Genomic DNA, 22,217 nt, shown 5'->3' with positions numbered 1-22,217 from the left:
GGTCGGCTCCGGCGCGTTCATGAAGAACCTGGACGACGCCCGCGAACTCGCCCGCACCATGGTCGGCCTGGGCACCACCGACGTGGTGCAGGCCGTCGCCCATATGCACAACCTCGCCCGAACCGGATGAAACCAGCAGGTCGGGCCGCACAGGTGACCTGCCCGCACCCGGGCTTCCGCAACAAGCTTCAGGCGGACGCGCTGCCCACAGGGACGGGAACGGCGGTGGTCTGCGGAGCCGGGGCCCCGGCGCCAGGACGGCCGGTGGGCACGGCCGGCCGCAGGAGGACGGCGCAGGCGACGGCCGCCAGCAGGGCGAGCGAGGCCGACACGACCAGGCAGAGCTGGAGGCCGTCGAGGAAGGAGCCGCTGAGTGCGCTCAGGGCCGGCTTGGTGGCAGGGCCCAGGTCGAGCCCGGCCACGGCGCCGAGGCCCTGCTCCCGGGCGACGGTGAGGACGTGGCCGCCGGTCTCCGCCGGCACGCCGGCGTCGGCGAGCCGGCCGGGCAGGGCGTCGAGGGCGCGGGTGGTCAGCAGGGCGCCGAGCACGGCGGGGCCGAGGGCACCGCCGAGCTGGCGGAAGGCGTTGTTCCCGGCGGCGGCCATGCCGGCAAGGTGGTGCGGTACGGAGGAGACCGCGGAGGCCGTCATCGGGGTGAGGACGGCGCCGATGCCGATGCCGAGCAGGACCAGGCGCCAGGCGAGCGACCCGTACGAGGTGCCCGCGTCGACGCCGAGCAGCGACAGCAGCGAGCCCGCCATCAGCACCAGGCCGGTGGTGATCATGACCCGAGCGGACACCCGGTGCATCAGCCGTCCGACGGGGACGCCCACGACCAGGGACGTCCCGGACACCAGAACCATCCGCAGCCCGGCCTCCCACGTGCTCAGATGCTGCACCAGACCGAAGTACAGGCTCAGGACGAAGAAGAAGCCGATCAGCCCCAGGAAGCTGATCATGGCGACCAGCGACGTGGCGGCGAAGGCGGGGCTGCGGAACAGGGCCAGGTCGAGCATCGGGCTGCTGCTGCGACGCTCCACGACGACGAACGCGACCGCGCTCACGGCGCCGATCACCAGGGCCGCCACCACGGAGGGCGTACCGAAGCCGTCGGCGCCGCCCTCGATCACGCCGTAGACGACGGCGGTGACCGTGACGGCTGCGCTGATCTGCCCCGGCCAGTCGAGCCGCCGGCCGTGCGGCGCCCGGGAGTCCGGCAGCAGGAAGGCCGCGACGACCAGCACGACCAGCGACACCGGGATGGGCAGGAGGAAGATCCAACGCACCTCGACGTGCTGCTGCAGCAGCCCGGCGATCAGCGGTCCCAGGGCCAGCGAGGCCAGCATGGACATCGCCCACAGGCCGATGAACCTCCCGCGCTCCCGGTGGTCGGGGACGGCGTGGCTGATCAGGGCCAGCGTGGTGGGCAGCAGGGCCGCCGCACCCAGCCCGGAGGCCGCCTGCCCGACCCACAGCCACTGCACCGAGTCCGCGGCCAGTGAGACGACTGCGCCCAGTGCGCAGAACGCCATGCCCGCCTGGAACACCCGCTTGCGGCCGTGGACGTCGCCCCACACCCCGGTGGTCAGGATCAGCGCGGCCATCGGCAGCACGAACGCGTCCGAGACCCAGGACAGTTGGGAGGTCGAGGCGCCCAACGCCCGCTGGAGCGCCGGCAGACTCACCGACACGGTGGTCACGGGAAGATAGGCGACGAAGACGCCCAGACAGGCCATGACGAGCGTGACGCCTCGTCCGGCCACGGGGCGCTGCACCGTTGCGGAGTTCACGGGGTGGTTCCTTCGACTGCGGGATGCCGCGAGGGCACCGGTTGCTGGGGGCACAGGAAAGCTTCGGCCCCACGGGCGAGGAATCCCCAAGCGATCCCGGCCGACGTACCAGAACCTCTATTCCGGTCCACCCGTGTGTCACGATTCCTCTGTGCCTGACGACCTGGACCGCAAAATCATCCACGGGCTCTACTGCTCCCCCCGGGCCTCGTTCCGCCGCCTCGGTGAGGTCGTGGGGGTGTCCGAACAGACCGTGGCCCGCCGCTACAACGCGCTGCGGCGCGGCGGGATCCTGCGCGTCGTCGGGCTGAGGAGCCCGTCAGCCCACGGGCATGCGGAGTGGGTCGCGCGGCTGCGCTGCCGCCCGGAAGCCGTGGGGCCCGTCGCCGACTCCCTCGCCCGCAGGCCCGAGGTCGGCTACGCCAGCATCGCCTCCGGTGGGTCGGAGATCATCTGCACCATCCGCTCGGCCGTCGGCACCGGGCGCGACGACGTCCTGCTGCGGCAGCTCCCGCGCGCCGCCTCGGTCCTCGACATGAGCGTCGACCTCCTCCTCCACACGTTCGGCGCCCCGGACGCGGTCGGCTGGGCCGGCGGGGAACGCTTCCTGACCGACGAACAGGTGCGACGGCTGGCGGCGGAGCGCCCTGCGGCCGCCGGGCCGCCGCTCGCCCCGGCCGACGAGGACCTCCCGCTCTTCGAGGCCCTGGCGGAGGACGGCCGCGTCTCCCACACCCGCCTCGCGGAGATCACCGGCTGGTCCACACCCCGAGTCGCCCGCCGCCTGGAGGCCCTGGAGGCCTCCGGCTCCCTCGCCTACGGCATCGACATCCTGCCCGAACGCCTCGGCTACGAGCTCAACGCCGTCCTCTGGCTCCAGGTCGACCTGCCCGGACTCGACCGGATCGGCGAGGAGCTCGGCCGGCACGACGAATGCGCCTTCGTCGCGGCGACCAGCGGCCGGCACAACCTCATGGCCGTCGTCATCTGCCGGGACACCCCGGACTTCTACCGCTACCTCAGCAGCCGCCTGGCCCGCATCGAGGGCATCAGGGGCTACGAGATCAGCATTCGCGTTCGCCGCCTCAAGCAGTCCGTGTCCCTGATCCACCACGGACGGCTGATCCACCCCCCGCTGGGCTGACGCGAGCGCACCACCGAACGGGCCTGAATGCCCAGCCCGATCAGCACATTCTCGTACTGCTTGAGGCGTGCACGGTCATTGACATGCGGCATTGAAGATCCTCGCCGGCGACAGCCCGGACTGCGCCGCGAAATGAGCCGGTCATGTCGTCCGCTGGTACGGCGAATCGCGAGGAGGTTGGGCATCCCACCCGCCGACTCAAAGGCACACTTCGTCCTGGCGAACGGCCGGCCGTGGACCACCTCCGGGCCCGACACGACGACAGGGGCACCCGCTGCGATCAGCGCTTCGCCACGCCGATGTTCCGAACTCCATTGGCGTGCGGTTCGGAGGCCCGGCGGCGGCCTCATCGAGGGCCGTCGCCGATGGGGCCGCCGGTCACCCGGATCGAGCGGTTCACCGAACTGCCTGAGCACCCCCGGCCCGGCGTGCGGCGGCTGGCGCACGCCCCCTTGAGCTGTGGGTCGTACCGGTTGTCGCGAAGCCTTGACAGTGCGTCACAGGCTGAGAACCCTGGTGCTGTACTCCAGGGACGCGAGGGACACGGCATGCCATGGTTTGAGGAGAGCGGGCGCCACCAGGGTTTCCCGGCGGCGGTGTTGGCGGACGGCAGCGAGCCGGCGCCGTTGCCGGACGGGCGCACCACCTGGTGGCTCTACAACGGTGCGGACGGTCCTCGGGCCGTCGCGGTGCGCAGTGGTTGCAGCTGCGGCTGGCGGGGTGAGCGCATGCACCTGCTGGACTTCGGTGACGACTCGGCAACCGAGGCGGTGGGCGAGGCCACCGGGCCGTTCGCGGACTGGGAGTGGCACGTCGACCTGGTCGAGGGTCTGGTGCCGCGCGAGGTCGAGGAGCTGGTCGCCGCGCTGGTGGACCAGATCTGCGACCTGACGGAGAGCCGACCGTACGCCGCCGCCCGTGCGGCCGCCCGGTTCGAACGCGCCGCCGGTTCGACCGCGCTGCTGGCCGGCCGCAAGGCCCGCAGCAATCTGATGACCTGGGAGTACATCGGGCGTGCCTTCGGCTGCGGGCCGGAGGAGGCGCTGGAGCGGTTCGGCGAGACGCTGAACGACATCGACCGGGGAGACGAGGACGAGCTCTGAGGTGTCAGCGCCCTGGTGGGGTTGGTGCGCCTGGTGCATTCTTGGCCGGTCGTCAGGCTGCTGGCGAGGGCGACTTCGGGTCGCGTGGGGAGCAGCGCGGGGGACAGCCCGCTCGCGACGTACGGCGGACACCGACCCAGCGGTCAACATCGCCGATCACGATCACCGCCACTCCCAGGCCCCGAAGCAGCGCCGCACTTCGGAGAACGGTCCGTCCACCCGCAGCGCGACGGTGACATCCACGGCCCGCGCGTGGCCGACTGCGTCGTCGACGTCAACGCGCACACGGCGGGCACCTGGCCCCAACAGGCTGGTCGTGAACCGGCTCTGGCCCATGGGGTCCCCGATAGCGAGCCGCCCATCAGGAAGCAGGAGCGGCCCGTCAAACACGGCGGCGAACCCAATGGCCGAACCGTCGACGTTTTCGGCTTCGGCGAGGAGGATCCGGACTCTGACCAGAGCGGTCTGTGGCTGTACTCGGACCAGCAGATGGGTCCCGCAGGCTGCGACAGCCCGACCGCCGAGTTGCAGCGATGCGGAGATCCACTCCGAGGATCCCAGCGCGATGACCGGGTGGTAGGCCGAACACCAAGAGGGCGACCAGCGCGCTCGCGAACACGGAGACGTTGAATACCGGAAGCATCGCGTGGGCGGAGCGGACCTCGGTCCGCAGCACAGTCGAGATCCGCCGTCCGGACGCCACCGCGTCGAGTGCGCCCTGCGCTTTATTGGTGAGCTTGCGCGCGGCCGGCCCTCCGGGCGCCGTGGTCGCCAACCGCCACCGGTGTCCCGGCGCTGTCGCACCGAGGCTGCTTCCGTTCCCGACACGTCACTCTCCTCCGGCACGGGCTCCGCGTAGGCAGCACGCTCACACCGGCAGGCGCCAGCCGGGTCCGTCCTCGTCGCCGAGCCAGACCCGTTGTCCGTCGCCGGTGACGGTGATGCCGAAGTGGTCCTGGTGCGGTGCGCCGGCCGCCTGCCAGGTCTCGATGGCGTCCTCGACCTGGTCCCACAGGCGCAGCGGGCCGCGTTGGGTGACGGTCCATCCGCCGTGGCCGTCGCGTTGGGTCCGGGCGTGGGAGCCGGTGGCGTGGTCGATGAGGATCTGCTGGTCGCCGGCGCCGACGCGTTCGGCGGAGGGGGCGGCGAGTTGGGCGACCCAGGTGCCGGTCCAGGTGGTGATGGTGCCGGGGTCGATGCGGGTGGGGCGTTCGTCGCCGGGAAGGAGGGTGGGGTTCTGGCGCGGGGGGCGGTCGTGGGGGCGGGCGATCATGAAGCTCGTCCAGCCGGGCAGGAAGCGGCCGGTCGCCTCGCCGGGTTCGGTGACGGTCAGCAGGGCGAGGCCGTAGCCGAACTGCCAGCCGGAGAAGGTGACGAGGATCTTTCCGCCGGGCCTGACCTGGTGCAGCCAGGGGTAGGGCAGGGTGCGCACCGCGCAGGTCGCGATCAATCGGTCGTACGGTGCGGCGGGCTTGTGGCCGGCGAGGCCGTCGCCGACGACCAGGCGCGGGGCGTAGCCGGCGGTCTTGAGGGAGGTGGCGGCGCGTTCGGCGATGTCCGGGTCGACTTCGACGCTGGTGATGTTCTCCTGGCCGAGGCGGTGGGCGCCGAGCGCGGTGGAGTAGCCGGTGCCGGTGCCGATTTCCAGGATGCGGTGGCCGTCGTGGACGTCGAGTTGTTGCCACATGCGCAGGACCAGGGAGGGCAGGGTGGACGAGGAGGAGGGGGATCCGGCGACCGGTTGGTCGGTGTCGGCGGGGTGGATGCGGCCGTCGAGCTGGGTGATGAGGGTCTGGTTGGTGTAGACGGCCTCCAGCCGGCCGTCGCCGTCTTCTCGGACCGGTTCCCAGGAGGTGGGGAAGGAGCCGGGGACTTCGCGAAAGTAGTCGCCGACGAAGGCCTCGCGCGGTACGGCTGCCGCGGCGGCACGCCAGTGCGGGTCGGTGAGGCCCTCGTCGGCGGCGAGCTGCCGGACGAGGGCTGCGCGCAGGTCCGCGGCGGCGGTGGTGGTCATGCGGCGGGGCCTTTCTGGAGCTGGTCGGCGATCGCCGTGGCGATGGCGTCGGTGGTCGGGGGCGGGAAGAACGCCCACTGCCCGTTGCTGTTGCATTCGAGGAACCACCAGCGGCCGGAAGCGTCGACGGCGAAGTCGAAGGCGCCGTAGACGAGCCGGAAGTGCTCCAGGTAGCGGGCCACGGACCGGCGTACGGACGTGGGCACGTCGATCGGGGTGTGGGTGAGCAGGTCCTGGCGGCGACGCCAGTCCAGGTCCGGGCTGTCGATCCGGACGGCGAAGAGCTCGCGGCCCACCGCGGTCAGCCGCACGTCGTGGTCCTTGGCCAGGCGGGCCTGGAACAGGTGTGGGCAGGCGGCGACGGCGTCGTTGATCTCCTCCGGGGCGACCTCGGCGACCCAGGCCTGTACCGGCCGGCCGTCCTCGTCCGTGCAGGGGGAGTTCCACAGCGGCTTGTAGACCGCGCCGTCCGGCTGCTCGGCGCAAAAGGCGCGCGCCTGCTCGGGGTCGGTGGTGACGATCGTGTCGGGGACGGCGAAGCCGGCCGCGAGCGCGGCGTCGAGCTGGGCGGGCTTGTGCTCGGCGGCCCGGATCCGCCAGGGGTGGTTCACGTAGTGGGCGCCGGGCAGTGCGGCGAGGACGCCCCCGGCGCCCCACTGGGGCCTGGGCGCGGGCGAACTCGGCGTCCTGCCCGTCCATGCCGGCCGGCGCGCTCCAGCCGGAGGGGCGCCGGTACCAGACCGCGCGGACCCGGTCGAGGTCGAGGGTGCGGCTGGCGGTGGTGAGGATGCCGCGCCGGCCGGCCGCGGTGTAGCGGGCGGTCAGTGCGGCGCCCTGGTGGAGGTCGGCCCCGGGGTCCGCGCGTACGACCGGTACCTGCCGCTCGGCCAGGATCCGCAGCACGATGTCGGCCGTCGGATCGTAGGCGCAGGTCAGCACCAGGACCGCCGTCCGCCGGTCACCCGTCATGGTTCAGCTCTGGTCCTGGTCGTTGGAGGTCACGGTGTCGACGTCGGTCGGCTGGGCCTGGCCGCCGCTCTGCCCGTCTCCGCCACCGCCGCCGGTGCTCGTCGGGCCGGTCTGGTCGGTGCTGGTCCCGTGCTTGCCAAGTTCGACGGTGCGGCCCTGCTCGTCGTGGAAGACCGCGACCTGGGTGTCCGGGTCGATGACCGGAGTCAGGGCGGGCCAGGGCGGCGTGTCGGCGAACGGGCGCATTCGGGTGGCACCCCACGGGGCGGTGACGGCGTTCGGCATCCTGATCTCTCCCACACCTGATACGTGACGCTGGCGATGCGAGTGGTGACTATCAGTCATCATGCCGGTCGGCGGGACCTGCTGGGAGGAGTTTCGCCGAACTGCCCGTCGGCGAGGACCTGAGCCCGGCACTGCTGCATGCGGCGCTGCAGATGGACCTCGACCACCCCCACTTCCGGCGATCCGCCCCCCGCGAGTTCCAGACCGAGGACCGGGAGATCCTCAGCGAGGCGGTCGAGGGGCTGACCTTCGAAGACGACTGAGATCAGGTTCCGGACGAAGGCATGAGGGTTGCCGTTCCCCCGCAGCATCAACCGCGGGGGAACGGCAGCTCCAGCGGCTCGTGTTTTCGCCGCGGACGGGAGCCGGTGATGCTCGCTGTGGTCGATCCGCGAGGTCACGTCGGCCTGCATGACGAGCCGGACACCCGGATGCCCGACCGGCTGACCCCCAAGGGGGGCCGGCTCGTCATCTTTGCAGGTCAGGCGCCGATGGCTCCCTTGTACCCGTCGGCCTGTGCGGGCGTCAGGAACTTGGACACGCGGATCAGCGCGGTGCCGCGGACATAGTCGTACTCCACCGCCGCGGGGAGGGACTTGACGATGCCCTGGATGTACTGCGCGCGTGCCTTGGCGTCGGCCTCGGTGGCGAACACCTCCACCGCGCCGCCGCGGGCCACCGAGTCGGCGTCCTCGCCCTCGACGTCGGCCTCCTTGACGCGCGAGTCCGTGAACGTGACCTTCGAGGTGTACTGGCCGGGCCTGCCGAGCAGGTGATTCGGGTCGTCCTCCGCCGTCACGGACCGGCCGAACTTCGCGGTCTGCACGGTCATGGCGACCATGGCGAAAGTCGCCGATGCGCTACCCGCCACCGAGCCCGGCGCCATGTTCGTCGCGACAGCGGGAGAGGTGGCAGGAGTGTCCTTGACGAGCGTGGCGCTGCCCGTCGCGGTCGGGGCGCTGACCGGTGGCTTTTCGCCACCGGACCCAGAGCTGGAACATGCGACGACGGTGGCTGTCAGGCCGACGGCAAGCAGGACGAGGGCGGTGCGGCGCATGGGGTTCCTCTGAGAACGTGGTGCAGGTGATGGGGGTGACCGTACCGATACGCACCGCTCGGCGCAGGCGATGTGACGGTTCCGTGACCGGCCTGGGGTCTCCCCCGCGTCGGCCCGGACAGCCTGACGTCTCCGACCGTGAGCGGTTGAGCCTTCCAGCACCGAACACCTCGAACAGCCCCTCGGAGCGGCGGCAACGCGGAAGCATTCGAATCGACTGCAACTGGTGGGCCTCATCGGCCTGCGCCCACGCCAGGCCTGATGCCACCGCTCCGCTGGGCTACCGATACCGCGGACCGCACCCGCGGCCGTCTACCCCGGGACCATGCCCTCGCCGAGGCCATGGAACCAGTGGGAGCATCGCCGCGGAACCCGCCACGCCACCCCTGGGAGCTCGACGACGGTGCCCGCCCCACAAGCGAGAACTCGGCCCGGACACCGCCATGGGGTCCGGGCCGAGTCGTTTGACCCAAGTCGGCATGATCAGAAGAGAGGGCAGGGACGTCTCCGCTCCCAAGCTGCTGACCAGCAGGAACGGAGAAGCCAAGTCGGAGTGTCGGAGGGCGTGATCACCGTGCTGAGGAGAGGGCGGACGAGCGCGCCTCTTCCAATTCGGCCACGAGCTGCTCGATCCGCTGGTTGGGCGTGTTCCCCGACCCGTGGCCCGCCAGCATCGGGAACTGGTCGATCTTGCCCGAGATCAGGAGCAGTTCCGGGACGGTCGAGGAGAACAGGGTTCCCGAAACGACGGCGGGCCTCACCTCCTGGATCTCGGCCCAGGTGTAGGAGCGCGAGTTGAGCAGGCCGGAGTACTTCAGGCCGGTGTCTCCGAAGGCGACGCCGTACATCGGGGCACGGATCGTCAGCATCACACCCGGAACACCCGTGAGGCAGATCGGGATGAGGTCGTCGACCCTCGTTGTACTGGCCACTCCGGCGACGGCAATCAGCAAACACACGAGCCCGATCGTGAGGTAGGCCAGTGCCCACGGATTACGCCTCTTACGCATTTTCCATTCCACATTTCTGGCGCGCCGGGGCGCCGCTCGGGATACGGACGGCGCCCCGACAGGTTGGTTCAGTGGATCGGAGTCCACCATTGGGTCAATCTAGAAGCTGAACGGCTTGAAGACGATCCCCAACCTCACGGGACAGGACATCAGGAGGTCGCGCAGGCAGGCGCGATGGGGCTCCCCGGGAGATGGAGAGGCACAGGGCCTGGGGATCACGGGGGTTGCGACGGTCTGTGATCGCCGGGAACCCTGCTCCTCTGTGCGGTGTCCTGGAACTCAGCCAGTGCACGAAATCGCGGCGGGGCGCCGGCCAGCGGTGAACGCGGCCGGTGGGACACCCATGAAGTGGCGGAACTCGGCGGTCATGTGGGACTGGTCATAGTAGCCGGCCGTCGCGGCGATGTCCGCCCATCGGCCCGCGTCGGCCGCGAGCACGGTGCGGACGCGGTCGATGCGTGCGAAGTGCTTGGGGGACAGGCCGGTGGCGTCGGTGAACAGGGCATGCAGACGGCGCTCACTGATGTGCAGCCGGGCCGCGGTCGCGGAGACGGTGGTGTCGGCCAGTAGACGCGCCGCCTCCTCGAGCCGCTCCGACGGTTCCGGGCGGTGGGCCATTGCTTCTTCGAGAGCGGCGAGCGGGTCGGCGGCGAGCTGGTCGATGTCCAGGCCCGGTAGTTCGCCAAGCGGCAGGACACCGTCGGCGAGGCCGTTCAGCGAACGTCCGAGCAGGGCTTGGGCACGACCCGGCCGCATACGGACCCGCACGCACGAGCGGCCGGGCACGGCGACGTGGTAGGCGGCCCGGGTGCGGGGGCCCATGACGATCAGTTCGCGCTTGTCCGTGCGCACGAGAAGTGTGGTGGCGTGGTCGGGGACATCGACCGCTGCCGAACCGGTCGCCGTGGCGACATCGATCCCGGCCACCCACCGCAGAAGGGCGGGCGGCACGACGAGAGAACTCACGCGGCCCACGATAGTGCCGAAACTTCCTATCAGGAGCTGTGCGGGCGCTGTCATCGTCGGGACATGATCCTTGTTACCGGTGCCACCGGCACCATCGGTAGTCACGTCGTCCGTCTGCTCACCGAGCGGGGCGTGCCGTTCCGGGCGATGTCCCGCCGCGAGCGGCCCGGCGGGGTGCGGGCCGACTTCGACGACCCGGCGTCGCTGGCGCGCGCAGTGGCCGACGTCGACACGGTCTTCCTCGTAACCGTGCCCCCAATACCCACCGCGGACCACGACATCGCCCTGGTCACGGCCGCGCGGGCGGCAGGCGTCCGTAAGATCGTCAAGCTCTCCGCCATCGGCAGCGGCGAGTGGTTCGACGGGGCGACGGTCGGCGCGTGGCACGTCGCCGCGGAGGAGGCGATCGAGGCCAGCGGGCTCGTGTGGACGATGCTGCGCCCGCCGAGCTTCGCCTCGAACCTCTTGTGGCACCGGACCCTGATCCAGGCCGGAGAACCGATCCCGAACCTGACCGGCGACTCCCGGCAGGCCGTCGTCGACCCGAGGGACGTGGCCGCGGTCGCCGTCGCCGCCATGACCGGCGATGCGCACGACGGGCAGCGGTACGACCTGACCGGGCCGGAGCTGCTGACGTCCGCGGACCAGGCGGCGATCCTGGAGGGCGTGCTGGAACGGCCGGTCAGGGTCACCGACACGAACGCGCTCGACCGGTTGCCGGCCGAGATGGTCACCGGCATCGGCTGGGCACGCGCCGGCGGTGCGGCCTACGTCACCGACCACGTGCCGCGGGTGCTCGGCCGGCCGGCGGGCACGTTCGAGCAGTGGGCGCGCGACCATCGGGAGGCATTCGAGGCAATGCCGTAGCCGACGGCCGCCAGGGCTCCGGTAGCTCAAGGGACACACTCCTCAAGAAGGATCGCCAGGTCCAAGCCGGCCGAGCAGGGCCTGCCCTTCTCGACGTTCGAGAGCGGCGACGAACGAGTACGGCCGGCCCGGGACCATCAGGTGTCGGTCCCGGGCCGGCCGAAGGCGTGGCAGAACGGCCTGTCCGCGCTGCTCTCGGCGTCCGGCCGCAGCCGGTTGCTCACGTCCACGGCCAGGACGAGCCGGTCGTCGGCGGCCTTCGGCCGGGGCAGCGCGGCCGGCGTCTGCCGCAACCGGTCGGCGTCGAAGCGGCCGCGTTGCCGCGTTGCCGCGTGAAATCGGTGGTGGCGGGCTTCTTGTGTCGGCCATCCTGGGCACGTGGCTGACCGCGCGAACTTTGTCGTCGTCCGCGAGAACGGCGAGTACGAGCTGTATCTCTCCCGGTTCGGCGCGGTGGGGATCGACCTCGACCTGCTGGCCGGACCGACGGAAACGCTCTCGATGGTCCGGCGGCTGAGAGTCGACGACTGGTGGCTGGACGACGTGCACTGCCAGGGTGCGGCGCTGATCGACCTCGGTCGCAGGGTACTGCTGGTGTTCGCCCGGGAGGGGCCGAGTGCCGTGATGCGCCACAGGGCTGCGGCCCTGGAGCTGTTGCGAGAGGCCTGGGCGGGTTGGGATGTGCGGTGGTCGTACGACGGTCCCGCGGAGTTGCGGAGCTACCTGGGGCTGGATCCTGAGCTCGTACGCGACCGCGACCACGGTGTTCTCGTCGGAGAGTTACTGGAACCGGATCCGGAGGACCTGGCCGACCCCGAACCGATGGTCGCGGTGGTGACGGTCGGGTCGGACCGCTGCTATGTGGTGGCGAACGTTGCCGACCATCCGATCCGGGAGGGGATTTCGCTTCTCGACCGGCTGGACGGCGGTCCTGAGCAGGCCGTGTGTCGTATGCCGACGGAAGCCGGGGTCCATGTCGATCCGGTTCGGCGCCGGGTGGGCTGGTGGGTGCTCGGGGCGTCGGCCGAGGCCTACGAGATGCCGCAGCGATGGCCGGGCTGGACGGTGGAGTTCTGGCAGGACCGCTGGGAGGAACACGTCCGACGGTCCGGCGGCCGGTTCCGGCCGCCGCCGGTCGACCGCGACCGCGCGCTGGCAGAGATCCGGGCGGCTGTCGCACATCGCGGGGAGCCCCGTACGCGTCCGTAGGCGGGCTGCGTCGAGCGCAATCCCCGCGGGCGCGGGGCCGACAGGAGAACAGGACGGCGATCGCCGACGCACGGTTGATCAAGCGCCCGTAGGTCGGGGCCGGAACTGCCGGGTTCGGCCGGGTTCGGCGGTACGGCGGGCGGCTGCCCGTGCCCGGGGGACCTGGTAGCCGGGTCGCCGCCGGTGCCGGTCGCCCCGATCGGGGCAGGCACCGGCACCGGCGGCTTGGCGTCAGCCCTCGGCGCCCATGTCGACCCAGTTGGTGACGTTGGCGATGGCTCCCTCCTTGACCGGGGCGTGGTGGTCGCTGGTGAGGACGCCGATGCGCTGGCCGTTCAGGACCAGGGCGACGGCGTTGCCGTTCCCCGCCACGTCGAACCAGTTGGTGAAGTTGGCGACGCCGCCCTCCTTGACCGCGGCGTGGTGGTCACGGGTGATGACCCCGATGCGCTGGCCGTTCAGGACCAGGGCGAGAGCGTTGCCGTTCGCCGCGACGTCGACCCACTGGGAGAGGTCGGCGACGGCGCCCTCCTTGACCCAGGCGTGCCCGTCGGTCGTGATGACGCCGATGCGCTGGCCGTTCAGGACCAGGGAGGTGGCGTTGCCGTCGCTGCCCATGTCGGCCCAGTTGGAGAAGTCGGCGACGGCACCCTCCTTGACCCAGGCGTGGTGCTCGCTGGTGAGGACGCCGATGCGGTTGCCGGACAGGGCCAGCGAGAGGGCGTTGCCGTTCACGGCCACGTCGACGTATCCGGCGGAGAGGCTGCCCTCCTTGACCCAGGCGTGGTGGTCGCTGGTGACGACGCCGATGCGGTTGCCGTCCAGGACGATCGAGAGCGCGTTGCCGCCCTCGTCGACCCATCCGGCGAACAGGCTGCCCTCCTTGACGTAGGCGCGGCCGTCCCTGGCGATGACGCCGACGCGGTTGCCGGACAGGGCCAGCGCGGTCGCGCCTTCGTACTGCTGGACCCATCCGCGGGAGTCGACGGTGCCGTCCTTGACGAACACCCGGCCGTCGGTGGTCAGGACGCCGATGCGGCTGCCGTCGACGGCGAGGCCGGCGATCGTTCCGGGCGCCGGGGCCGGGCCGGCGATGCGGGTGCTCTCCACGGCCGCCGCCTGGCCGACGGCCGGTGCCGCGGTCACTGCTGACGCCGCGACGGCCAGGACGGCCAGGGCACGGCGCACGGTCTGGGTGGCGTTACGCATGATCTTTCCCCTCTTCTTCTGGAAGGACGTACTGGCGCGGGACGTCTCCCGGGAGGCCGGCTGGTGCGTCGAAGGGCGGCCCGCCGCCCTGGGCGCGGGTGACAGTCGGGGCGGCGGGCCGAGGCTCTGCCGCACGTCGGAGCATCGGAGCAGCAAGGGCATGGAATTTCATGTACATGACATAAAGCACAACGGGCCGGTCCCGTGGGACGGGTTAGGCCGGATGTGAAGTAACTATGCAGAGCATCCGTCAGATCTGCAAGGCCGGGCTTCCGTGGACACAACCCCCGCCGCCCGGTCGACCGGGAAGTCCTGTGCCTTCGCGCCCCAAAAGTCCCAACCTCCTTCTGGCTATGGGCTGTTCGGGCACGGGACCTCCCGGGAGACTCGAATACCGGAGGTCCACCGGACACGGGCCGACTGGCGCCGTGCGGGTTTCTCGTGGGTCCGGAGGAAGAGACGGCACCTCCCTCCGCATTCGGAGGGGGCCACCACAGCCGGGCGCTATGCGCCGAAGGTCTCAGGCTGCCACTCGATACAGGTGGGACGCTGTCCACCCGAGGCGAGGAACTCCTTCACCGCCTGGCGGACGAGCGGTATCGGGATCTCCGAGTGGTCGGCGAACTGGGTCATGTTCCACACGAAGTGGTACGTGGGCCTGGTCCGGGTCTCAGGCGCTCCTACCGAGGTGAAGTTCCCCTTCTGGTCCATGTACGACACGAGCCCCAGACCGAGGCTCCTGTCCGCACCGACCACGAGCTGGTGGTCGGGGAATCCCGACGGATGCGATTCCCGGTCCTGCGAGTACACCTCGGCCAGGGTGCAGCAGTCGTCCTCCCCGTCCAGGAGGTCATCGACGAGCGCATCGACGCCCTCCAGGGTGGTGATGACGACCGGCGCCGGCGTGACGCGGGGCTGAGAGCGGCGCGGGAACGGACGAGGCGGGCCGGCCCCCGAACGGGAGCAGCGCAGGAGCGGGAGCCGCCTTCGGCGGTGCACGTACTTCCTCACCCACTCGCGCGGCGAAGCCCTCAACGCCGAGCGGATGCTGGGCTCCGAGAAAGCCCTTCCACCAGGTCGGCGACTGCGGCTTCGGCTTCGCCGGTCACCACAGCCCGCCCAACCGGCGCCTCGCGACGGCCTCGTGGGCCGCGAGCGCTGCCGACGACACCGCCGACCAGGGCCACATCCTGCCCTTGCTGCAGTTCTACGGCCCGTTCGGGGCGAAGCTGCCGGACCTCGTGAAGCCGGACGCATCGAACCGATCGCCGTGTGACGGGGCCTTCGCCCTGGTGAGCGTGGTCGCCGAGGGACGAGCGGACCTCGTCCTGCGGCGACCACGTCGCATTGCGGGGCCAACCGTACAGTCAGTGTTCAATTATGATTGAATATGGGGTTTTTGAAGCAGCCATGAGCAGATCCTTGCCTCCGGGGTCTTGACGCCCGCCTGGACGGCAGGCTTTCCTGTGACCCGAACGTTCGATTGCGATGGCTTCTGTTTGTATGTGTTGATACTCGCCCCCTGGGCGGGAAGCACCTCCGACCTGCCGTCAGAAGCCGGTCGACCGGCGGCACTTCACTCCGCCCCACTCTCGGGCCCCCGGCGACCTCGAAATCTCCCGTCCCGTCACAGTGGAGCTCCCCCATGCCCCTTGCCGCACCACACAGGCTTCGACGATCCCTGACCGCGGCGACGACCGCGCTCACCCTCCTCGCCGGCGGAGGCGCGCTCGCCGTCATGGCGGCCGTCGGTCTCGACGTCGCCACCGCGCCCCCGGCGGCCGCGGTGGAGAACACCCTGGCCCGCACCCCGCAGATGGGCTTCAACAACTGGAACTCCACCCACTGCCGGGCCGAGTTCGACGAGTCGATGGTCAAGGGCATCGCCGACCTCTTCGTCTCCCAGGGCCTCAAGGACGCCGGCTACACCTACGTCAATCTGGACGACTGCTGGGCGCTGCCGGCCCGTGACGCTGTCGGCAACCTGGTGCCCGATCCGGTGCGCTTCCCGAACGGCATCAAGGCGGTCGCCGACTACGTCCACTCCAAGGGCCTGAAGTTCGGCCTGTACTCCAGCGCTGGCACCTCGACCTGCGACGTGCCGGGCTTCCCCGGCGGCCTCGGTCACGAGCAGCAGGACGCGAACCAGTGGGCCTCCTGGGGCGTCGACTACCTCAAGTACGACAACTGCAACAACCTGGGCCTGGACGCCAAGCAGCGCTACACGGCGATGGGTGAGGCCCTGAAGGCCACCGGCCGCCCGATCCTGTACAGCATCTGCGAGTGGGGCAGCAACCAGCCCTGGACCTGGGCCGAACCGCTCGGCAACTCCTGGCGCACCACCGGCGACATCTCCGACTCCTGGTCCAGCATGATCGCCATCGCGCACGCCAATCAGGCGCTCGCGCCGTACGCCGGGCCCGGGCACTGGAACGACCCGGACATGCTGGAGGTCGGGAACGGCGGCATGACCGACACCGAGTACCGCACCCACTTCAGCCTCTGGGCCGAGATGTCCGCCCCGCTGCTGATCGGCAGCGACCTGCGCACCGCGAGCCCGGCCACCCTCGCGATCCTGAAGAACACCGACGTCATCGCCGTCGACCAGGACCCGCTCGGCGCCCAGGGAACCGTCATCGCCGACTCCGACGGCCTGGTCGTCATGAGCAAGCCGCTGGCCGACGGAAGCCGCGCGATCACACTGACCAACGAGACCACCACGCCGCGGACCGTCAGCACCACCGCGGCGGCCGCCGGCATCGGCGGCGCGCACTCGTACGCCGTCAAGGACCTCTGGTCAAAGGAGACCACCACCTCCCGCGGTGCGATCAGCGCCTCGGTGCCCTCCCACGGCACCGTGATGTACCGGGTCACCCCGAAGACCCCGACCCCGCTGCCCACCGGCCTCCTCCGACTCGGCGACCTGGCCTGGACCTCGGCCGGCAACGGCTGGGGCCCGGTCGAGCGCGACCACAGCAACGGCGAGGCCGCCGCCGGCGACGGACACCCCCTCACCATCGGCGGCACCACCTACGCCAAGGGCCTCGGCGTGCACGCCGCCTCCGACATTCGATACCACCTCGGCGGCACCTGCCGGAACCTCACCGTGGACGTCGGAGTCGACGACGAGTCCGGCACCAACGGCTCGGCGGTCTTCCGGATCTACCGCGACCGGACCCTGGTCGCCGACAGCGGCGTCCGCCGCGGCACCGACGGGCCGCTGCGCCTGAGCGCGGACCTGACCGGCGGCGGCGACCTGCGCCTGCTGGTCACCGACGCCGGCGACGGCGACACCTTCGACCACGCCGACTGGGCGGACCCCCGCATCGCCTGCGGCACGGGCCCGAGCACCGGCGCCCACGCCCTCAGCGACCTGGCCTGGTCCAGCGCCAGCAACGGCTGGGGCCCGGTCGAGCGCGACCAGAGCAACGGCGAGACGGCCGCCGGCGACGGACACCCCCTCACCATCGGCACCACCACCTACGCCAAGGGCCTCGGCGTGCACGCCCCCTCCGCCGTCAGCTACTACCTCGGCGGCACCTGCACCAACCTGAGCACCGACGTGGGCGTCGACGCCGAGTCGGGAATCCGCGGCTCCGTGGTGTTCCGGATCCTCGCGGACGGCGTCACGGTCGCCGACAGCGGGACGCTGACCGGCACGAAGGCAGCCGTGCACCTCAGTGCCCCGCTCACCGGCGCCAACGAGCTCACCCTCCAGGTCACCGACGCCGGCGACGGCAACACCTCCGACCACGCCGACTGGGCGGCTCCCGTGCTCACCTGCACCTGAGCCGACCCGCCACCAGGCGCATGACGGGCCGCCGCCGCTCCCCGAGGAACGGCGACGGCCCGTCACGCTTCTTCCGTGCGTCGACCGGAGGCAAAAGTTGAGAGTTCAGCCACAGTCGGAGGCAGCCGTACACGGAGAAACCATGGAGCGGTCCGTCATCGACAACACCAAGAAGTCCCGGTTCGAGATCCAGGACGACGGCGAACTCGCCGGCTTCGCCGAGTAGCACCGCTCCGGCAACGAGATCGCCTTCATCCACACCTCGCTGGACTCGGACTCGACCGGCGCTGACCCCATTGCGGTCGCACGCAAGGCTGGCTGGTGCGAAGAGTTGCGGCCACAGGCTTCTTGGATCGCTCGTTGGCGTAGACGCTCTCCGAGTTACCACGGGGCCCTGTTTCCGCGTTCCCGCCGCTCGTGGCCACCCCCTCGGGAGTCCCCCCCCGGGGGGGGTGACACGCTTCGTGATCGGTATGGCGATGGCTTCCCGTACGAGCGGGCTGCGCGTCCTTCGGGCTGTACGGGAAGGTCAGGACACCTTCCAGATCTGGTTGCTGCCGCCGTTGCTGCTCCACAGTGCGAGTGCGGTGCCCTGGGCGGTGGAGTTGTTGGGGACGTCGACGACCAGGCCGGCAGCGAGGTTCTTGAGGGTGAAGGAGTTGTTGGCGGGCGAGGCGTAGTCGCCGACCGCGTTGACTGTCCACTGTTGGGTGGTGGTGCCGGGGGTGCAGGTCTGCTGGACGAGTTGGGTGCCGGGGGTGGTGGCGCCGCCGGCGGTGTCCAGGCACTTTCCGCTGAGGGCGTTGGCGACGGTGTAGGTGTTGCCGGAGACCTGCTGGAGGGTCCACTTCTGGTTGGTGCCGCCGCTGGTGGGCCACTGGATGACGGGGGCGCCGTCGGCGGTGGAGCTGTTGCTGTCGTCCATCAGCAGGGAGCTGTTGGCGCTGGCGAGGGTGCGGGGGCCGGTGGCGGGCAGGGAGGCTTTGGCGGTCCAGGTGCCGGAGGTGGTGTTCAGCGACCAGGAGTTGAACCAGCCGACGTTGGCGGTGGCGCCGGCGAGGGTCAGAGGGAGCCAGACGAGGGGCGAGTTGCCGAGGTCGTCGGTGTTCCAGCGGTCGGCGGCGAAGACGTAGCTGGTGCCCGCGGTGCCGGTGACGGGGATGACGTTGGCGGTCTGCGAGTTGTAGGTCCGGGTGCCGGCGGGGGCGAAGGTGCTGAAGGCGGACCACGGCCCGGCGAGCGAGGTGGCCGTCGCGTACACGTTGTCGTTGGTGCCCCAGCCGGTCAGGTTCGAGCCGAACAGGTAGTACCGGCCGTGGGCCTTCACCAGGGCCGGGGATTCGTAGTCGCCGACCAGTGCCACTGAGGAGGTGACGGACAGGTAGTCGTCGGACAGCCTGTCGATGCGCAGGCCGTTGGCCCGGTCCTCGGTGAGCAGGTAGGCGGAGCCGTCGGTCTCCTGGAAGAGGCCGATGTCGCGGCTCTGGAAGCCGAGCGGCCGGAAGCTGCCCTTGTAGGTGTAGGGGCCGCACGGGGTACTGCTGGTCGCGACGCCGACCTTGGCCTCGGAGTAGGAGGGGTCGTCGATGTGCAGGTACATCACGTAGGTCGCGGTCGCGGCATTGTAGATGACCTTCGGGCGCTCGACGATCCGGTTCGGCCCGAGGTCACCGCCCGTCTGCAGGCTCAGCGCCTGACTCCGGTAGGTCCAGTGCTGCAGGTCGGTGCTGCTGTAGCAGGGGATGTCCTTGAAGCTGGTGTCGGCGGCGGTCTCGCCGGTCTTGTCCTCGCCGAAGCCGTACCAGGTGTCGCCGGTCTTGACGATGCCCAGGCCGTGCAGCTGGAGCTGGTTGCCGTTCTGGTCCCTCCAGGCTGCGGCCGGCGTGAACGAGCCGGGCGGCGCGGCGTGGGCCGTGAAGGTGGGGGTGGCAGCCAGGGCCAGCGCGGTCACGACGCCGACGGCACGCCGCAGGGCTCTGTTCGCGGTGCTGGGGGCGGTGGTGGTCATGGCTGCCTTTCACAATGTGCGGGAGGTGCGAGGGCGGGGTGGGGCGCTGCCGCCAGTCCGGTTGGCGGCGCTTCGCTGAGGCCGCAGCATGGCACCGAATCAAACATTTATCAACGTAAAGCAACAAAATCGCTCGGGCAGGACCAGCGGCAACCGCGAGGGTGCGCGACCCGGGGGCTGACCAACTGCCGGCCGCCGAGGAGAACCCGGCCGTCACCGAGCCGCTGGACACCGTCCCGGCCGGCACCGCCCGGGTCGAGAACCTGGTCCAGCGCGGCCCGTGCACACCCATCCGGCACCCACTCGGAGCCCGGGACGGGCGGGCGTTCCGACGGACGGAGCAGTGGACGGCGGGCCCGGACGTCATCACAGGGTCAATCACTTCGTTCTGCACTGGCAGAACGAACAGGACGCCGCACGGCGAAGAGACAGCCGGCCCCGAGGCACAGCACCGCCAGGACGACGGGACCGGGAGCGCCGACCAGAACGAGGACGGGCCGGGCCCGGACCGCGCGGACAGGCAGTCAACGTCGAGGCGCACCGGCCGCACAGGAATGAACGTCCTCATGTCAGCCACGATCCTGGTGTGCTAGGCACAATCAGCGGGTCATGACAGCAGATTGGTCACCCCGTAGCAGCGGAAATCCACGGCCCTCTTCAAGAAGAAGCCGAGCTCAGCGGCTCCTTCCCCTCGATGAGCACGCTGCTGACCATCCGACTGACACCACCCACTCACAAGGCCACCGCCGGGGTCCCGGACGGCGGGTGTCGCCGTGAGCCGATCGGACGAAATCCGTGGACACCCGCCGCCGGGGTCCCGGCCGGAGACCCGGCGGGCTGAACACTGACTGCCGCGCGGAACCGGCGAGCGCGAGGGAACGAGGAGACCTGGTGAACCACGGAATGAGCGTGCTGCTCCGGGCGATTCCGCTGCTCATGGGCGCGGTGTCGGCCGCGCTCGGCGGCTACGTCCTCGCGCACTCCACCGGGCCGAGCGCCCGGGTCGCGGGCCTGACGCTGGTCTTCCTGGCCGCCGTCTGTCTCTGCCTGTTCGCCGTCGCGGCGACCGTCGTGCGGCAACTGATCGGCCGTTTCGGCGCGTTGGACCGGATCGGCTACCCGGCGTTCGGCTTCGCGGTGGCCGGGGCCGCCGTCGGCTACGGGCTGGGCCTGCTGGCGGAGAGCCACCGGCCGGTGGCCGACTTCGTGGCCGGCAGCGTGGTCCTCGGCATCGGCCTGGTCTGCGTGTGCGTCTCGTCGGTGGCCGCGGTCGCCACCCGCTTCACGCTGATCGGGCAGAACGCCGTCCTGCCGGGGGGTTCCCCGCCGCGCTCGCCCGCGCGGTTCGGCCGGTCCGCGGCCTGGGCGCTGGTGGCGGTCCCGGTCCTTGCGGCCGCCGCCGCCTGGACGTGGGCGATCGTCATGCTGGCCAACGGGGGCGGCGGGGACTCGGACGGGCGCTTCACGGCCGGGCACGTGGTGGTCGACCAGGCGATCGTCTGCACCGCCCTGATCGGGCTGGTGATCACCCTGCTGCGGCAGATCCGGAACACGTACACCCGGCGGGAGCGGGTCTGGTGGCTCGTCCCGGCCGCCGTGCTCGGCGCCATGGACATCACCGGGGGCCTGGTCGTCGTCGCCCTGGACCCCCGGCCCGGTCAACTGGCCACCGGGTACGTGCAGATCGGGCTGGGTCTGCTGTGCTGGACAGTGCTGAGCGCGGTGCTGCTGCTCGCCCTCGGCTGGCGCCGTGCCGCGCCGCCGGCCGGCCGCGCCCCGCTGGTCCCGGTCGGCACCACACTGCTGTGCCTGTTCATGTCGGCGTTCCTGTTCGAGTCGGCCGACCCGGACGTGACGGTCGCGGCCCGGGTCCTGGTCGGCCTCGGCGCCGTCTGCTTCTCGCTGTTCGCCGTGGTCTCCGTCCTGGAGGCCGGCGTCGCCGACCGGAACTGACCGGCCGCCCGGACACTCATCGGGCGTGGGACCGCGGGGCTGTCCCCGGCCGCCGACCACGTCCTGCAGCACCTGGTGGCCCCCGACGAGGCGCCGACGGCGTGCCCGGGCCGCGGGCCGGCCCCACCACGGGGTTGAGACTGGTAGGCGCGCATGTTGAGGTGTCGCGTATCCACCCATAAAGTCAGCGCTGCAACCACGATGAGTGATGGTCTCAGCGAGCAGCAACAGCCAGTTGGTCGGCAACCTTCCCGGCTGCGTGGCGAGAGTCTGCAGCCGGGAAGGTGATGACTACTCCGAGAGCAGCTTGATCAGCCGCTCGGTGATGGCGCGGGAAACGCCGGTGAAGGCTCCACGGACGGCCTGCCCGATGAGCTGCAGGGCAATGCTGGTCCTGGCCTCAGTGGCTGGCGGGCGCGTAGCGTTGGGCATCTGGGTCCCCTCTCGAAGGCTGGATCCTGAGTGGCCCGTCGGTGTTGGTTGGACGCCTTTCCGGCGGGCCGCTTCGATGTCAGCACGCTGGGTAGCGGACTGTTCAAGCCCGGAACCAAGCGCGATCAAGTGGGACTTCCCGGGATTTGGCCCGACGTTCGTTGAGAGGAAGCATTGGCCGAGCTGCGAGTCTTGCTGGCCGACAGGCTGGCCCAGGTTCGACAGACCAAGACGCAGCTTGCGGCGCGCTCTGGTCTGGGGCGAACCACCGTACATGAGGCATTCGCCCGAGGCAGGCCGGCGCCATCTGCGGCGACGGTTGCCGCGCTCGCCCGGGCGCTATCCCTCGATGCAGCCCACCTCCTTGAGTTGCATCGGCAAGCTGTCGGTTAACGACCTGGTGCGTGATAG

Annotated in this window: 20 protein-coding genes and 1 pseudogene; 8 read left to right on the top strand and 13 right to left on the bottom strand. The window is 70.7% G+C overall.

Features of this window, described 5'->3' with window-relative positions:
* Positions 1-188 precede the first annotated feature (188 nt).
* Positions 189-1,736, bottom strand: a complete 1,548-nt coding sequence (locus ACFVUY_RS24830) for an MFS transporter (protein WP_387733366.1) — start codon at positions 1,734-1,736, stop codon at positions 189-191.
* A 205-nt stretch (positions 1,737-1,941) separates the two neighbouring features.
* On the opposite strand from ACFVUY_RS24830, the gene ACFVUY_RS24825 reads away from it, so the two are divergent.
* Positions 1,942-2,934, top strand: coding sequence for an Lrp/AsnC family transcriptional regulator (locus ACFVUY_RS24825; RefSeq protein ID WP_387733340.1), 993 nt, complete (start codon positions 1,942-1,944; stop codon positions 2,932-2,934).
* A 548-nt stretch (positions 2,935-3,482) separates the two neighbouring features.
* Positions 3,483-4,037, top strand: coding sequence for a hypothetical protein (locus ACFVUY_RS24820; protein WP_387733337.1), 555 nt, complete (start codon positions 3,483-3,485; stop codon positions 4,035-4,037).
* A 162-nt stretch (positions 4,038-4,199) separates the two neighbouring features.
* Here the strand turns inward: ACFVUY_RS24820 and ACFVUY_RS24815 are convergent, their stop codons facing one another.
* The 8 genes and pseudogenes from ACFVUY_RS24815 to ACFVUY_RS24780 form a co-directional block, all read right to left on the bottom strand.
* Entirely contained in the window at positions 4,200-4,322 is a 123-nt protein-coding gene (locus ACFVUY_RS24815; RefSeq protein WP_387733335.1) for a hypothetical protein, read from the bottom strand.
* 583 nt (positions 4,323-4,905) lie between these two features.
* Positions 4,906-6,051, bottom strand: a complete 1,146-nt coding sequence (gene tgmC / locus ACFVUY_RS24810; RefSeq protein ID WP_387733364.1) for an ATP-grasp peptide maturase system methyltransferase — start codon at positions 6,049-6,051, stop codon at positions 4,906-4,908.
* On the bottom strand, positions 6,048-6,662 hold the full coding sequence (locus ACFVUY_RS24805) for a hypothetical protein (protein WP_387733372.1): 615 nt from the start codon (positions 6,660-6,662) through the stop codon (positions 6,048-6,050). Before ACFVUY_RS24805 ends, tgmC begins: the two co-directional genes overlap by 4 nt.
* 136 nt (positions 6,663-6,798) lie before the next feature.
* Positions 6,799-7,020: pseudogene (locus tag ACFVUY_RS24800) on the bottom strand (hypothetical protein); the annotation flags it as partial.
* Positions 7,021-7,023: 3 nt separating this feature from the next.
* On the bottom strand, positions 7,024-7,305 hold the full coding sequence (gene tgmA, locus ACFVUY_RS24795) for a putative ATP-grasp-modified RiPP (protein ID WP_387687420.1): 282 nt from the start codon (positions 7,303-7,305) through the stop codon (positions 7,024-7,026).
* A gap of 481 nt (positions 7,306-7,786) precedes the next feature.
* Positions 7,787-8,362 (bottom strand): hypothetical protein, encoded by a 576-nt coding sequence (locus ACFVUY_RS24790; RefSeq protein ID WP_387733332.1) that lies wholly within the window; start codon positions 8,360-8,362, stop codon positions 7,787-7,789.
* A 569-nt stretch (positions 8,363-8,931) separates the two neighbouring features.
* A complete protein-coding gene (locus tag ACFVUY_RS24785; protein ID WP_387733329.1) occupies positions 8,932-9,462 on the bottom strand; it encodes a hypothetical protein in 531 nt (176 codons plus the stop codon).
* 189 nt (positions 9,463-9,651) lie between these two features.
* On the bottom strand, positions 9,652-10,338 hold the full coding sequence (locus ACFVUY_RS24780; protein WP_387733327.1) for a helix-turn-helix domain-containing protein: 687 nt from the start codon (positions 10,336-10,338) through the stop codon (positions 9,652-9,654).
* Between the two features lie 63 nt (positions 10,339-10,401).
* Between ACFVUY_RS24780 and ACFVUY_RS24775 the strand changes: the two genes are divergently transcribed.
* Positions 10,402-11,205: an NAD(P)H-binding protein gene (locus tag ACFVUY_RS24775; protein WP_387733324.1), complete on the top strand. Its 804-nt coding sequence runs from the start codon at positions 10,402-10,404 to the stop codon at positions 11,203-11,205.
* Between the two features lie 137 nt (positions 11,206-11,342).
* Here ACFVUY_RS24775 and ACFVUY_RS24770 read toward each other — a convergent pair whose 3' ends face one another.
* Positions 11,343-11,666 (bottom strand): transposase, encoded by a 324-nt coding sequence (locus ACFVUY_RS24770; RefSeq protein WP_387733362.1) that lies wholly within the window; start codon positions 11,664-11,666, stop codon positions 11,343-11,345.
* On the opposite strand from ACFVUY_RS24770, the gene ACFVUY_RS24765 reads away from it, so the two are divergent.
* Positions 11,584-12,414, top strand: coding sequence for a hypothetical protein (locus ACFVUY_RS24765; RefSeq protein ID WP_387733321.1), 831 nt, complete (start codon positions 11,584-11,586; stop codon positions 12,412-12,414). The two genes, ACFVUY_RS24770 and ACFVUY_RS24765, sit on opposite strands and share 83 nt — an antisense overlap.
* Before the next feature lie 231 nt (positions 12,415-12,645).
* On the opposite strand, the gene ACFVUY_RS24760 is transcribed toward ACFVUY_RS24765, so the two are convergent.
* Positions 12,646-13,623, bottom strand: coding sequence for a hypothetical protein (locus tag ACFVUY_RS24760; protein ID WP_387733319.1), 978 nt, complete (start codon positions 13,621-13,623; stop codon positions 12,646-12,648).
* Between the two features lie 504 nt (positions 13,624-14,127).
* Positions 14,128-14,622, bottom strand: coding sequence for an Imm1 family immunity protein (locus tag ACFVUY_RS24755; RefSeq protein ID WP_387733317.1), 495 nt, complete (start codon positions 14,620-14,622; stop codon positions 14,128-14,130).
* 646 nt (positions 14,623-15,268) lie between these two features.
* Here ACFVUY_RS24755 and ACFVUY_RS24750 point away from each other — a divergent pair.
* Both ACFVUY_RS24750 and ACFVUY_RS24745 read left to right on the top strand, forming a co-directional pair.
* Entirely contained in the window at positions 15,269-17,413 is a 2,145-nt protein-coding gene (locus tag ACFVUY_RS24750) for an NPCBM/NEW2 domain-containing protein (RefSeq protein ID WP_387733314.1), read from the top strand.
* Between the two features lie 97 nt (positions 17,414-17,510).
* Positions 17,511-17,639 (top strand): hypothetical protein, encoded by a 129-nt coding sequence (locus ACFVUY_RS24745; protein ID WP_387733312.1) that lies wholly within the window; start codon positions 17,511-17,513, stop codon positions 17,637-17,639.
* Between the two features lie 303 nt (positions 17,640-17,942).
* Here ACFVUY_RS24745 and ACFVUY_RS24740 read toward each other — a convergent pair whose 3' ends face one another.
* A complete protein-coding gene (locus tag ACFVUY_RS24740) occupies positions 17,943-19,421 on the bottom strand; it encodes an RICIN domain-containing protein (protein WP_387733310.1) in 1,479 nt (492 codons plus the stop codon).
* An 891-nt stretch (positions 19,422-20,312) separates the two neighbouring features.
* On the opposite strand from ACFVUY_RS24740, the gene ACFVUY_RS24735 reads away from it, so the two are divergent.
* Entirely contained in the window at positions 20,313-21,374 is a 1,062-nt protein-coding gene (locus ACFVUY_RS24735; protein WP_387733308.1) for a DUF2776 family protein, read from the top strand.
* Positions 21,375-21,980: 606 nt separating this feature from the next.
* The gene (locus tag ACFVUY_RS24730) at positions 21,981-22,199 is read left to right on the top strand and encodes a helix-turn-helix domain-containing protein (RefSeq protein ID WP_387733305.1); all 219 of its coding nucleotides are present in this window, start codon (positions 21,981-21,983) and stop codon (positions 22,197-22,199) included.
* Positions 22,200-22,217: the final 18 nt, after the last annotated feature.

This window comes from Kitasatospora sp. NPDC058063, from assembly GCF_042885395.1.
GTDB lineage: Bacteria > Actinomycetota > Actinomycetes > Streptomycetales > Streptomycetaceae > Kitasatospora > Kitasatospora lactacystinica.
The sequence above is the reverse complement of the archived record's forward strand: the minus strand, read 5'-3'. Positions and strand labels throughout refer to the sequence as shown.